Genomic DNA, 12,543 nt, shown 5'->3' with positions numbered 1-12,543 from the left:
CCCGTCACAGGGAGGGGCGCCACACCTCGAAGCGAAAGATGCGCAGATGGCGTTCGCCGCCGCTGCCAGCAGGCGCGTGGGCGACGCGCAACTCGTAGTCGCCGGCGGTGATCTCGTCGGCGGGTATGCTCAGGGTGGGCCGCCTGGAGCCTAGCGTGTCCGCGCGCCAGCTCGGCGATCCGCCGGCCGCAGTGAGTTCCAGGCGCCAATCCACCGGCTCTGCCGTGCGCAGCTGCGGCAGTAGGTCCAAGCGTTCGGCTCGAGGGTCGAGGCGCACGGCAGGGATGCTTTGGGCGTTGGCCCAGGCGGCCATGTGGTCGGGCACGCTCACCACGGTGACGCTCTCCCCCGCGGGCGCCTCGTACGGCGAGATGATCGGCTGCGGCCTCGGGGTGGTAGCCGCACCCCCGGCCGCCCACCAGATGACGAACGAGGCGAGGAGCAAGGCGAACGCGGACCAGGCGCGGTGAGGGTGTGATCTTTGGACGCTGCTAGGTTCCAGCACCGTCGCCGTCACCTCCGACCGCCCGAGCTCACGCGCCAGGCGCAGCTGCTTGGCGAGCTCCGACGGCGCACCTTGCACAGACTGCTCGAAGGCGCGCGCCTGGGCCGGGTCGAGACGTCCGGACAGGTAGCGTCGCAGCACCTCTCGCGGCTCTATGTACGGCGAGCGGCTTGCCTGTCGCAGGCGCAGGGGATGGCGGGTGGTGTCGGGGGCCAACGGCACTCATCTCCTTAGGGTGAATCGCGACGATGTGATCGTAGTCCGGCCCCGACCGGGCGGACTACGGACGTGCTCTCCTTATAGCGCTAGTCCTCGAGCGACACGATGACCGGACACAACTTTTCACGCCCGCGGCGAGCTTCGTTAAACTTTCCGCGTGCTAGCTCAGGAGAACACCCTATCAATACGCCCATTGACGCCCCGTTGATCCCCCTCGACGCTGCCGCTGTCCGCCAGCTGGTGGACGTTCTGTCAGGCCGACGGACCATCAACTTGTTCGACGATCGCCCCGCCCCGAAGGCCGCGCTCATCGATGCGATCGACGCGGCGCGCTGGGCGCCTAATCATCGTCTGACGCAACCCTGGCGCTTTCACCTGCTCGGTGAGCAGACGCGGGATCGGGTTATCGACCTGGAGGTGGCCCTCGCCGTGGCGCGCAATGGCGAGGCGGCAGGCCCACGCCGTCGCGAGCGCTTGGGCGCGATTCCTGGCTGGTTTGTCGTGACCTCCGCCCTGTGTGGCGATGAGCTGACGGATACGGAGAACTACGCAGCCACGGCCTGCGCGGTGCAAAACCTCTCCCTATACCTATGGGCGCGCGGCGTAGGTCTGAAGTGGACTACCGGTGCGATCACTCGCGAGGAGCGCTTCTATGAGATCCTCAGCATCGAGGCGAGCACGCATCAGGTCGTCGGCATGTTTTGGTACGGATATCCGGCGATGGTGCCCGAGCAGAAGCGCTTGCCCTGCGAGGAGATCGTCTCTCACCTGCCCTGATCCGAGATGTGATCGAGGCATCGATCGGAGTCCTTTAGGAGTGTTGGAAAGATGACCCGACTGACGTTTGTCGAACCTGACGGTCGCCGCCACGATGTGGATGCAGACGATGACATGACCGTGATGGAAGCTGCGATCGACAACGGCGTCGACGGCATCGAAGCGGTGTGTGGCGGTGGACTGAGCTGTGCCACCTGCCACGTCTACGTGGATGATGCTTGGGTGGATCGGCTGCCTAAGATCGAGGTGGGCGAGGAGCAGATGCTAGGCACCACGGCAGCTCCTCGTCAGCCAAATAGTCGCCTTAGCTGTCAGCTGGATATCGAGGCGGATGTCGATGGCCTCGTGGTTCACCTGCCGCCCTTCCAGAGCTGATGGGTTTGCCCTCGCGGGCTAGCGGCTAGCCCTGCGCCGCCAGCTCCTCTAGGCGTCGAGCCACCTCATCCGGTGAGGTCGTGCCACGGGCGATCAGGCGGTAGGCTGCGGGCACCACGAAGAGGGTCAGCAGCGTCGCCAGAGAGACGCCGGAGAACACCACCACGCCGAGGGTGGCGCGAGACTCGGCGCCGGGTCCCGTCGCGAGGATCAGGGGCACGGCTCCCATCACCGTCGAGATTGCCGTCATCAGCACGGGGCGAAAGCGCACTCGCGCGCCCTCGATGATCGCCTCTTCGAAGGGCGTTCCCTCATCGCGCATCTGGTTGATGAACTCGACGATGAGAATCCCGTTCTTGGCGGCGATGCCGATCAGCATGACGACGCCTATCTGGCTGTAGATGTTCAAGGTCTTACCGAAGATCATCAGGCCGATGAGGCCGCCGGCGATAGCCAGGGGCACGGTCAGCATGATGATCAGCGGGTGGCGGAAGCTCTCGAACTGCGCCGCCAGCACCAGGAACACCACAAGCATGGCGAGGCCGAGGGTGAACAAGGTCGAGCCAGAGGATTCGCGGTACTCCTGGGATTCGCCGCGATAGTCGATGTTGGCGGTGGGGGGCAGCTCCTCGGCCACCACCTGCTCTAGGAAGTCGAGGGCCTCGCCGAGGGAATATCCGTTGGCGAGATTGGCGGAGATGGTCACCGCCCGCATCCGGTTGTAGCGATTGAGCTCCGCGGGGCCCGCGCGGTCACTGATCGTGAGCAGGCTGGCCAGGGGGATGAGCTCGCCGGAACGCTCGCTGCGCACGTAGATGTTGCTGAGATCACTCGGGCTCGCGCGCTGGTCCTCCTCCGCCTGCAGAATCACGTCGTATTCCTCGCCCCGGGTGATGTAGCTGGCGACGCGCTGATCGCTCATCATCGCCTGCAGGGTCTCGCCGATCGCAAGTGTGCTGACACCGAGCGCGGCCGCCCGCGCCTTATCGATGCTGACGGTGAGCTGGGGCTGGGTCTCGATCAGATCCGAATCTACGCGCGCCAGGCCCGGATTGCTCCGCGCGCGTTCGATGATGGCGTCTCGCCAGGCGGCCAGGTCGATGTAGTTGGTGCCGCCGATGACGAATTGCACGGGTTTGCCACCTCCGCCACTCGATAGGCCAGAGCGCATGAAGGTGAACACGCGCAGATCGGGGATACTCTCCCAGCGCTGCTCTAGCTGATCCATGGCCTCGTAGGTGCTGAGGTCGCGCTGCTTCCACGGCGCCATGGTGACGATGGCGATGGCGCTAGAGGGCGAGGACGCGCCCCAGCTCGGTGCTCGCACGAGGGCGCGGCGGACGGCGCCTTCTTCTACCAGTTCCAGCATCGGCGCTTCCACCTCCACCAGGTGTCGCTCCATACGCTTGAGGCTAGTGCCCTCCGGCGCGCGGACCTGAGCGAAGAAGCTACCCTGATCTTCAGAAGGTGCGTATTCCTTCGGCACGTACTGCAGGAGGAACCAGGTGCTAGCGGCCACCGCTAGGGCCACCAGCACTACCAGGGCCGGTGCGCGCAGCGCCGCGCTCAGGGCGCGCGCGTAGCCGTTGGCGATCGCTTCGAAAGCGCGATCGAACAGGCGCGCCTTGGCTGCCTGGCCCGTTGGCGGTCGGGCACTGAGTAGCTTCGAGCCAAGCACCGGGACCAGGGACAGGGCCAGCACGCTTGAGAAGATCACCGCCGCAGAGAGCGTAACCGCGAGCTCAGCGAAGATGCGCCCCACCGCGTCCTGCAGGAAGGCGATCGGCGCGAACACGGCCACGAGGACGGCGGTGGTGGCGATGACGGCGAAGCCGACTTGGCGCGTGCCGCGAAAGGCGGCCAGCAGTGGCGCTTCGCCCCGCGCCACGCGACGCTGGACGTTTTCCAGGACGACGATCGAATCGTCCACCACCAAGCCGATGGACAGCACGAGCGCCAGCAGGGTGATCAGGTTGATCGACAGGCCGAAGCCGGCCAACACGCTGAAGCTCGCGATCAAACACACGGGGATGGTGACGAAGGGGATCACCGTGGCGCGAAGGCTGCCTAGGAACAGGAAGATCACCAAGCCGACCAGGGCCGTAGTCAATGCAATTGTTTGGTAAACGCTGGCGATTGCGGCCCGGATGAACACCGAGTCATCGCTGCTTTTGACCAGGGAAATGCTGGAGGGAAGGGTCTTGCGCAGGCGGGCGGTCTCCTCTAGTACGGCCTCGATAACATCCACCGTATTGGCCGTGGTCTGCTTGACGATACCCATACCGACGGAGTTCTCGCCGTTGGTGCGGAAGATGCGGCGATCGCTGCGCGGCGCCACCTCCACGCGGGCCACTTCGCCGAGCCGGATGATGTGACCGTCTTCGCCTTGGGTGATCACGAGCTGGCGGAAGTCGTCCGGGGAGTCGTAGTCGCGCAGGACTCGAACCGGGAACTCGCGGTCGACCGACTCGATGCGCCCCGCGGGCAGCTCCACGTTCTCCCGATCTAGGGCCGTCTGAATGTCGGCCACCGTCAGGCCGCGGGCGGCCAGGGCGAGCCGGTCCACCCAGATGCGCAGGGAAGGACGGCCCACACTGCTCACGCGCACGGTGGCCACGCCGGGGATGGCGGCGTAGCGATCCACAACGGATCGTTCGAGGAAGTCCGTAAGGTCCATCAGGCTCATGGCCGAGGAGTTGGCGGTGATGTAGATCACCGGCCGCGCATCGCTGTCGCGCTTACTCACCTCCGGCGGCTCGGCGCCCTCGGGCAGGTTGTCGGCGACCCTCGAGAGGCGATCGCGCACATCGTTGGCCGCCTCATCGATGTCGCGCTCGAGGGAGAACTCGATGGAGATGTTGGACTCCCCGTCCTGGCTCGACGAGCGCACGTTGCGCACGCCCTCGATACCGGCGACTTGGCCCTCCAGCAGCTCGGTGATGCGGTTGTCAACGATCTGAGCCGAGGCACCAGGGTAGTTGGTGTCGATGGAGATCACCGGGCGCACCACATCTGGATACTCGCGCACGGACAGCTGTTTGAAGGAGAGCAGCCCAAAGGCGATCAGCAACAGGCTGATCACCGAGGCGAACACCGGGCGCTTCACCGAAACGTCTGAGAGCCACATAATGTTCTCCTAAGGGGCCGCTGCCGTCGCGCCATCGACGGCTAGGCTGACCTCGCTCGATTTGCGCCGGATTGGGGCGCCTTCGCTGAGGCGGATGGTCCCCTCCACGACCACTTCGTCGCCGGCGACGAGTCCGTCGGTAATCTCGACCAAGCCGGGGCGGCGAACCCCGAGCACGACCTCTCGCCGCCAGGCCGTGTCGTCCTCGTCGATAACGTAGGTGAAGGCGCGCTGAGCCACCTGGAAGACGGCCGCCTCCGGCACCACGATCGCCTCACGCGCGTTCGAGCTAACGTTCACTGTCAGCAACATGCCTGGGCGCAGGGCGCCGTCGGCGTTATCGATGTAGGCGCGGATCGTGGCGGCGCGGGTCACCGGGTCGACGCGCGAGGCGATAGTCTGTACGACGCCGGAAAACTCAGCGCGGCCGGCCCCACCTGTTCGCACGGCGACTACCGGATCGCCCGGCGAGATCACGCCGAGGTACAGTTCGGGCACACTAAAATCGAGTTTGATCCGCGAGATGTCATCCAGGGTGGTGATCGCCGTGCCGGGGCTGACCAAGGTACCTTGGCTCACCTCTCGGAAGCCGAGCACGCCGGCGAAGGGCGCGCGCACGAGACGGTCCTCCATTCGTGCGACCACCGTGTCCAGGCGCGCCTGCGCGGCGTTGCCTAGGGCTCGCGCCGTGTCCAGCTGAGACTCGGGGGCCAGCCCCTCGCGCGCCAGATCGGCCAAGCGCTCGGCTTGGCGCTCGGCATCGCGCAGGTTGGCCCGAGCCTCCTCTAGCAGGGCAGCTTCCTCCTCGCTGGTCAGCTCCACCAGCACAGCGCCTTCCGCCACGCGCTGGCCGTCATCGAAATGCACCTTGCGTACGGTCTCGGTGAGGTTGGCAGTGATGGTGACGGACTCGTTGGCGCGCGCCGTACCGAGTGCCTCGATGCTGTCCACCACGGTGCCTATGGCAACCGTTTGCGTAAGCACTGTGACTGGCCTCGGGGCGCTGCTTTCGCCGGTGAGGTTTGGGTCGTCCGAGCAGGCGCCGAGGAGCACCAGGCTGGCGATGGCGGGGATGGGGCTATGGGCACGTCGCATCATGGTGGGCCTTTTCGCATCAAAGCGGCTTTCGGTTTTCGCGTGCTACCATCGCGCGCTCCGCCGGAGGGGCGCTGCAATTTAGCGGTCGGGATCAGGGCGGCTGCGCGAATCGCGATTGCTCCCCGGACCGTAGCCCTATCCGCCGAGTCTCGCTACCACCTAGCCGTGCCTGTGGCGACGGAGTGACAAGATGAGCGACAGAATTGTAATCGTTGGCGCCGGCCACGCGGGTACGCAGGCCGCTGTGTTTCTGCGCCAAAACGGGCACAGCGGCGCCATCGCCGTGGTCAGTCAAGAGTCCGACGCCCCTTACCAGCGCCCGCCCCTATCGAAGAAGTACCTCACCGGTGGCCTCAGTGACGCGCAGATCGCCTTGCGCCCTGAGCAGTGGTTCACGGATAACGATGTGCTCATGTACCTTGGCGCGGAGGCGGTGGAGCTGGATCTCGACGAGGGCCTGGTCTCCCTGCGCGACGGCGAGGAGCTGAAGTATGACCGCCTCCTGCTGGCCACCGGCAGCCGCCTGCGCCACCTAGTGGTTCCCGGCGCTGATCTGCCCAACGTGCACTATCTACGCACCGCGGAGGACTCACGAAAGCTGGGGGATGCGCTCGGTGAGGGCGAGCGGGTGGCTGTCATCGGTGGTGGCTACATAGGCCTTGAGGTGGCCGCGTCCGCGCGACAGATGGGTTTGGAGGTCACCGTGCTCGAACGCGCTGATCGCCTGCTGCCGCGGGTGGCGTCGGCGGAGCTCGCGGGCGCGATAGCCCGCCTGCATCAGCGAGAGGGGGTGAACGTGCGGTGTGGCGCCAACGTCACCGCACTGAAAGGCGATGATCGCTGCGTACGGGCGGTGGCGCTCGAGGGCGGCGAAGAGGTGCCAGCCGATGTGGTGGTCATCGGTATCGGCGTCACCGCGGAGACCACCCTCGCCGAGGAGGCGGGCTTGCGCGTGGATAATGGCATCGTCGTGGATGAGTTTTGCCAGACCTCGAATCCGCGCGTCTACGCGGCGGGCGACTGCACGAGTCACCCGAATAAATTTGTTCGCCACCGCGTGCGACTGGAGAGCGTGCCAAACGCGACGCAACAGGCGCGTACGGCCGCAGCTGCCATGACCGGCACGCTGGCCGCTTACACGGAGGCGCCATGGTTCTGGTCGGAGCAGTACAGCGTTCGCATGCAGACGGCGGGGCTCCCCGACGCGCGCTACGAAACCGTGCTTAGGGGTGATCCGGCGAGCGACGCCTTCGCGCTGTTCCACCTAGACGGGGGCCGCTTGATGGGCGTGGAGGCCTTAAACCGCGTGCAGGAGTTCATGTTTGGACGCAAGTTGATCGAGGCCCAAGTGGAGGTGGATGAGCGTCTCGCCGATGAGTCCGAGTCCTTTAAGAGCATCGCAGAGTCCTTGCTCGGTTAAGCGTTGACCATAGGAAGATCGAGTTGACCACCGCTGGCTCGCCTGCCGCTGTCGCCCACGGCACCGCCTATCGCTACTACGCGCCGATCATGGCGGCCTTCGTCACGGTGCTCCTGTGTTCGAATCTGATCGGCCCGGCCAAGGTGGTTGGCCTAGAGCTGCCCTTCGCTGTGCCGGTGATCGGTACCCTGCTCGTGTTTGGCGCCGGCAACATCTTCTTCCCCATCAGCTACGTGTTCGGCGACATCCTCACGGAGGTCTACGGCTACGCCCGCGCGCGCAGGGTGATCTGGGCCGGCGTGGCGGCGATGAGCTTTGCTACGGTCATGTCCTGGGTGGTGTTGAACCTGCCCCCCTCGCCCGACGAGCCATTCAACGCCACGCTCCAACCCTCTCTAGAGGTTGTGTTTGGGTCCACGTGGCGCATCGTGGTCGCTTCCTTGTTAGCCTTCTGGGCGGGCGATTTCGTCAACTCCTACGTGTTGGCCCGAATGAAGGTGGCCACCCAGGGGCGCTGGCTCTGGGCGCGTACAATCGGCTCCACGGTGGTAGGTCAGGGCGTCGACAGCCTGATCTTCTATCCCGTCGCCTTCGGCGGCATCTGGGCGAGCGAGACCTTGCTTGCGGTCATGGCCTTCAACTGGGCGTTCAAGGTGGGCGTCGAGGTGGTGATGACGCCGGTGACCTACGCGGTGGTGGGGCATTTGAAGCGCGCCGAGCAGGTGGACGTCTACGACAAGAGCACCAACTTTACGCCCTTCTCCCTGGCCGACTAGGCGAATCGCCCCGACGCTCTTATCCTCTCGAGGGCCTGCTAGCCCTCCCTGTGTTACCAAGCTAGTGTGCTGTCCCAGAAGTTCGTTGAAAAATACGCACGGGGCTTTTCGTTCCTGGGTGCGGCGCTAGGACGAGCGTGGCAGGCCCCACGGGAGGAGGAGCAACGTGCCTAGGGGCAAAATGTACCCGCGAATTCTTCAACGAACTTAGGGGACAGGACACTAGGTAGCGGGACTTGATCCGGGCCCGCAGTGTACATAAGGCCGGCGCCTCTGGCGCATTGCGACCGCGCTCGATGTGCTAGCCGCGTGCGGGGGTGAATCGCTACCATTGCTCGAACAACAACAATACGACGGGCAAGTGGATGGATGCGCAGGTAGATCACCAACGCAGTGTGCTGGGTCTTGTCGAAGAGGCCTTGGTCCAGCCCGCCGGCGCCCGCGGGGCGTGGCTGGCCGCGCGCTGCGAAGGAGCACAGCTCGCCCAGGCGCAACGTTTGCTTGCGGTTGCTGAGGGCTGTGATACGGCCAAGGCCCTGCCAAACGTGCTCGCCCCCGTACCGCTCGATAGCCAACACGGACAAGTGTTCGGCGCCTACCGACTGATAGACATAATCGGCCAGGGTGGCATGGGCGTGGTGTACCGGGCCCAGCGGGCGGACGGTGCCTACGACGACCAGGTGGCCGTCAAGCTCATCGCCCTCGCTAACCCCACTGCCGATCAGGTCGGCCGCTTCCAGCGCGAACGCCAGCTGCTCAGTGACTTGCGACACCCGAACGTGGCGACGCTCTTCGACGGCGGCACCAGCGAGCACGGCATCCCCTACGTGGTGATGCAGTACGTTGACGGCGTCGCGATCGATCGCTATTGCCAGGAGCAGGCGCTCAGCCTAAGCGATGTATTGGGTCTGTTCGAAACCGTGTGTCGCGCCGTGCAGGCTGCGCACCAGCGCTTCGTCATCCACCGCGATCTCAAGCCGGAGAACGTGTTGGTGGAGGCGAGTGGCTTTCCCCGTCTGATCGACTTCGGCATCGCCACTACGCTCGATCGCGAGTCCCACGCGGCCGATCGCACCCAGGTGCTGAGCCTGACGCCCGCTTACGCAAGCCCGGAGCAGATCCGCAATGAGCCGCTCACGGCGGCGACCGACGTCTACTCCCTCGGCATCATGCTCTACGAGCTGCTCGCCGGGGTGCGGCCCTACGACGTCTCGTCAATGAGCGTGTTGGAGGCGGAACGCTTGCTCACCACGCACGAGGCGGAGCGACCGAGCAGCGCCGGGGCTGGCGGGCGATTTTCCCTGAGCGGTCTGCGTTGGAAGGAGCTCGATGCGATCGTCCTGCGCGCGATTGAGGCCGATCCCCAGCGGCGCTATCAGACTGCCGGCGCGCTCGCCGATGATCTCGGCCGATTTCTGCGCCGCGAGGCGGTCAGTGCAAAGCTCGACACGGGCCTCTACCGCGTGCGTCGATTCCTCTCCCGGCATCTGGGAATCAGCGTGGCCAGCGCCGTCGCGGTGCTCGCCCTAATGGGAGGCTTGGTGGTGTCCCTGGCGCAAGCGGATAGGGCGAACCGGGAGCTGGCGCGCGCCGAGGCGGTACGCCAGTACCTCGAGGACATCTTGCTGGCGCCCCAGCCCTACGTGAGCGACTCCCTGCAGCAGGGTGAGGACGCCACCATCGCTGAGCTGCTCGAGGCGGCCGAGACGCGACTGGACAGTGACCTCGAACACTTGCCCAGTGTGCGCATGGATCTGTATCAGACCATCGCCAACGCCCAGATGTGGATGAACCTCCCCGAGTCCGCCTTGCGCAGTGCGCGCAAGGCGCTGGCCCTGGCTCGCGAGAAACCTAACGATAGAGAAAGCTTGATGGTCGCTCTGCAGCTCGTCGCAGAGGTGCACGATGATGCGGGCGACGCGGACCAGGCGATTGCCCTCTACGATGAAGCTAAGAACATGGTAGACGCCCTAGGGGAGCGGGCGTGGGAAGATCGCGTACACCTTTACAACAACTTTGCCGTCGCCCTGGCGGCGGCCGGCCGCTACGATCGGGCGCTTGCTATGCAGCGCGAGATCATGCCGATCCTCGACGACGCCGGCAGGGGCACCCAGTGGGGCATTCAGCTGCCAGCCAACCTTGGACGTTACCTGTTCGAGACCGGTGCTTTGCAGGACGCGCTGGTGGCCTATGAGCGGGCCCTGGAGAACGCGGCCGGCACCTCCGACTTCGAGTTCTCGGCCCGCTTGCTCGACTGGCGCGTGGGGGAGTACTACGAGTTTGCTCAACAGGCGCCTAAGGCACGCCAGTACTACGAGCGTGCGCTGCGCCTAGCCGACACGCCCTACGTGGATGCAGAAGAGGACGTCGCCAAGATCACCTTACTTCTGGCTCGCCTGGAGGCCACCGACGGGTCGTCGGTCGCGGCGCGGGAGACGCTCGATGCCATCGGCGAGGCCTTCGCGGACTACCTGGATCAGCCCGAGGCGTGGGTCTACCACCACGCGGCGGCGGCCCTGGCGCTGACCGAGCAGCGTTGGGGCGACGCACTGGCGGCCACGGCGCGTGCGCGGCGCCTAGCGCTCGCCGGTCGGGCCATCTCGAATGCTCGCCTCTTGCTGATGGACTACGAGCATGCCAAGGCGCTGGCGGGCGCGGAGCGCGATGCTGGACACGCGTTCGATGGGACAGCGTCCGCCGCGGTGGAGGCGATGCGCGAGGCCTACGACGGTCTGCGCCGCTGGGGTGGCGCTGAGCATCCTCTCGTGCAGCGAGCGCGAGAGGAGCTGCGCGCGCTCAGCCTTGAAGACCCGATCGTGTATCGTGAGCGGCCCGCTTCCGGGGCGCCGCGCTAGTCGCCAGCGGTGAATTTGGCGATCACCTCGGCGGCGGTCAAACGGGGCGCGTCGTCGGCGAACTCGTAGTGCTCTGGCTTGCAGTCGATGAAGATGTGCGAGTCGATGCGCGCGAAGGCCGACGTGTCGTCAAAGGCGCCTACGGCGGCGCTGAAGTAGCTCCCGTCACGCAGCCGCCAAAACAGGGCGCTGCCGCAACGCTCACAGGACCCCCGCTCGGCCCATACGGAGCTTGCGAACCAGCGTACGGGCCCTTCGACGTCGTAGCCCTCGGTGAACGCGACCGATAGCAGGGGCCCGCCGTTCCATCGCGCACAGTCGCGACAGTGGCAGCAATGGACCCCTTCCGATTCGCCCTTGCCCGTGAAGGACACGGCGCCGCATAAGCAGTGCCCCTGCGCCCGCATCAGTCGTTCTCCCAGGGTTGTTGAGGCGACGCCTTCAAGTAGCGCAGCTGGAACACCCAGCCGCGGTGCACCGTCTGTGACGGGACCTTTTGCAGGCGGATGCGCTCGCAACCATCTACCCCAGTCGTGTCGCCGTTGAAGATCGTGCGACAGCTCAACAGCGCGTACTCGGCGAGCGACCGTAGGCGGTCGGCTAACGCCTGCGGGCCCTCGCGAGCATCCAGCGCTTCGAACTCGGTGCTGCCTAGGGCGGTGAGCCCTAGGGTGTAGCCCTGAACGCGGCCGTCGTCGAGGGTGCTGGCCCGCGCAGACACCCACAGGCCGACCGGAAAGCGCTGTTCGTAGTCGGTGGCGAGCACACGTTTGGCCTGCGTGGCAGACCAGAGGGTGCGTGAGGGAGCCCACAGCACTGCCCTCGCTTGCGGGCAAGTGTCGAGCAAGGCAAACACGAATTGAGACAGGGCAACCGCCTGCAGCACGGCGCGCTTGTCCGCCTCCAGGGTCACTAGCACCGCGGCCGCATGGGCGTTGCCGGCGGGCCGAGCCGCCGCTTCGCCGAGCACGGGGTGCTGGTCAATGGGGGTGATCAGCTCGAAGGCGATTTGCGCGCTGGGCACGCCGACGCTCCGCCGCAGGGGAGGATCTTCGGTGGCGACAGCTGTGGGCGTGGCGTGCGTCCCCCACTTGCCGCGTACCTTCGCCACGATGGCCTCTAAGTCGAGCGTTGGGTAAGCATCCACCAGCACGACGGCGTACAGCTTAGCTGCATCTACCTCGCTGCCGTGCGCTTGCCCGAGCGCTTCGCTCAGGCTGCGCAGCGGCAGGCTGTCGAGAGTGGGTGCCTCGGGTGGCGGCGGTCGCGTTCGCCAAAGCAACATGTAGGCGGTGGCGGCGAACAGCAGCAGGAGCGCGAGGGGAGCCATAGGTCGGATCGTCTAGGCGGCGAACGTTGGGGAACGATAGCAGACCCGGACGCTCAGCACC

General features: G+C 65.8%; 10 protein-coding genes. 5 read left to right on the top strand and 5 right to left on the bottom strand.

What is annotated here, in order from left to right; translation table 11 throughout:
* Positions 1-4: 4 nt before the first annotated feature.
* The gene (locus AAGA68_04660) at positions 5-721 is read right to left on the bottom strand and encodes a hypothetical protein (protein ID MEM9384328.1); all 717 of its coding nucleotides are present in this window, start codon (positions 719-721) and stop codon (positions 5-7) included.
* 207 nt (positions 722-928) lie between these two features.
* Between AAGA68_04660 and AAGA68_04655 the strand changes: the two genes are divergently transcribed.
* Both AAGA68_04655 and AAGA68_04650 read left to right on the top strand, forming a co-directional pair.
* Positions 929-1,501 (top strand): nitroreductase family protein, encoded by a 573-nt coding sequence (locus tag AAGA68_04655; GenBank protein MEM9384327.1) that lies wholly within the window; start codon positions 929-931, stop codon positions 1,499-1,501.
* A gap of 51 nt (positions 1,502-1,552) precedes the next feature.
* Complete coding sequence (locus AAGA68_04650; GenBank protein ID MEM9384326.1) at positions 1,553-1,876, top strand: 2Fe-2S iron-sulfur cluster-binding protein; 324 nt, start codon at positions 1,553-1,555, stop codon at positions 1,874-1,876.
* A 25-nt stretch (positions 1,877-1,901) separates the two neighbouring features.
* Here AAGA68_04650 and AAGA68_04645 read toward each other — a convergent pair whose 3' ends face one another.
* Positions 1,902-5,003, bottom strand: a complete 3,102-nt coding sequence (locus tag AAGA68_04645) for an efflux RND transporter permease subunit (GenBank protein MEM9384325.1) — start codon at positions 5,001-5,003, stop codon at positions 1,902-1,904.
* Between the two features lie 9 nt (positions 5,004-5,012).
* Entirely contained in the window at positions 5,013-6,101 is a 1,089-nt protein-coding gene (locus AAGA68_04640) for an efflux RND transporter periplasmic adaptor subunit (protein ID MEM9384324.1), read from the bottom strand.
* A gap of 190 nt (positions 6,102-6,291) precedes the next feature.
* On the opposite strand from AAGA68_04640, the gene AAGA68_04635 reads away from it, so the two are divergent.
* The 3 genes from AAGA68_04635 (at position 6,292) to AAGA68_04625 (ending at position 11,152) form a co-directional block, all read left to right on the top strand.
* Positions 6,292-7,521 carry an FAD-dependent oxidoreductase gene (locus tag AAGA68_04635; GenBank protein MEM9384323.1) on the top strand — a complete coding sequence of 410 codons (1,230 nt, stop codon included), beginning with the start codon at positions 6,292-6,294 and terminating at the stop codon, positions 7,519-7,521.
* Positions 7,522-7,538: 17 nt separating this feature from the next.
* The gene (locus AAGA68_04630; GenBank protein ID MEM9384322.1) at positions 7,539-8,297 is read left to right on the top strand and encodes a queuosine precursor transporter; all 759 of its coding nucleotides are present in this window, start codon (positions 7,539-7,541) and stop codon (positions 8,295-8,297) included.
* Between the two features lie 317 nt (positions 8,298-8,614).
* Positions 8,615-11,152 (top strand): serine/threonine-protein kinase, encoded by a 2,538-nt coding sequence (locus tag AAGA68_04625; GenBank protein ID MEM9384321.1) that lies wholly within the window; start codon positions 8,615-8,617, stop codon positions 11,150-11,152.
* Here AAGA68_04625 and AAGA68_04620 read toward each other — a convergent pair.
* Positions 11,149-11,559, bottom strand: a complete 411-nt coding sequence (locus AAGA68_04620; protein ID MEM9384320.1) for a GFA family protein — start codon at positions 11,557-11,559, stop codon at positions 11,149-11,151. The two genes, AAGA68_04625 and AAGA68_04620, sit on opposite strands and share 4 nt — an antisense overlap.
* Entirely contained in the window at positions 11,559-12,482 is a 924-nt protein-coding gene (locus AAGA68_04615) for a DUF4261 domain-containing protein (GenBank protein ID MEM9384319.1), read from the bottom strand. Before AAGA68_04615 ends, AAGA68_04620 begins: the two co-directional genes overlap by 1 nt.
* Positions 12,483-12,543: the final 61 nt, after the last annotated feature.

Source organism: Pseudomonadota bacterium (assembly GCA_039193195.1).
In the GTDB taxonomy this organism is placed as follows: domain Bacteria; phylum Pseudomonadota; class Gammaproteobacteria; order Steroidobacterales; family JBCBZW01; genus JBCBZW01.
Note: the sequence above shows the minus strand (reverse complement) of the source record. Positions and strands in the feature narration are given on the sequence as shown.

What these genes read in the sequence shown, in the direction of transcription:
- AAGA68_04650 (MEM9384326.1), top strand. Translation starts at nt 1,553, where the DNA reads ATGACCCGACTGACGTTTGTCGAACCTGACGGTCGCCGCCACGATGTG.
- AAGA68_04645 (MEM9384325.1), bottom strand. Translation starts at nt 5,003, where the DNA reads ATGTGGCTCTCAGACGTTTCGGTGAAGCGCCCGGTGTTCGCCTCGGTG.
- AAGA68_04640 (MEM9384324.1), bottom strand. Translation starts at nt 6,101, where the DNA reads ATGATGCGACGTGCCCATAGCCCCATCCCCGCCATCGCCAGCCTGGTG.
- AAGA68_04635 (MEM9384323.1), top strand. Translation starts at nt 6,292, where the DNA reads ATGAGCGACAGAATTGTAATCGTTGGCGCCGGCCACGCGGGTACGCAG.
- AAGA68_04620 (MEM9384320.1), bottom strand. Translation starts at nt 11,559, where the DNA reads ATGCGGGCGCAGGGGCACTGCTTATGCGGCGCCGTGTCCTTCACGGGC.
- AAGA68_04615 (MEM9384319.1), bottom strand. Translation starts at nt 12,482, where the DNA reads ATGGCTCCCCTCGCGCTCCTGCTGCTGTTCGCCGCCACCGCCTACATG.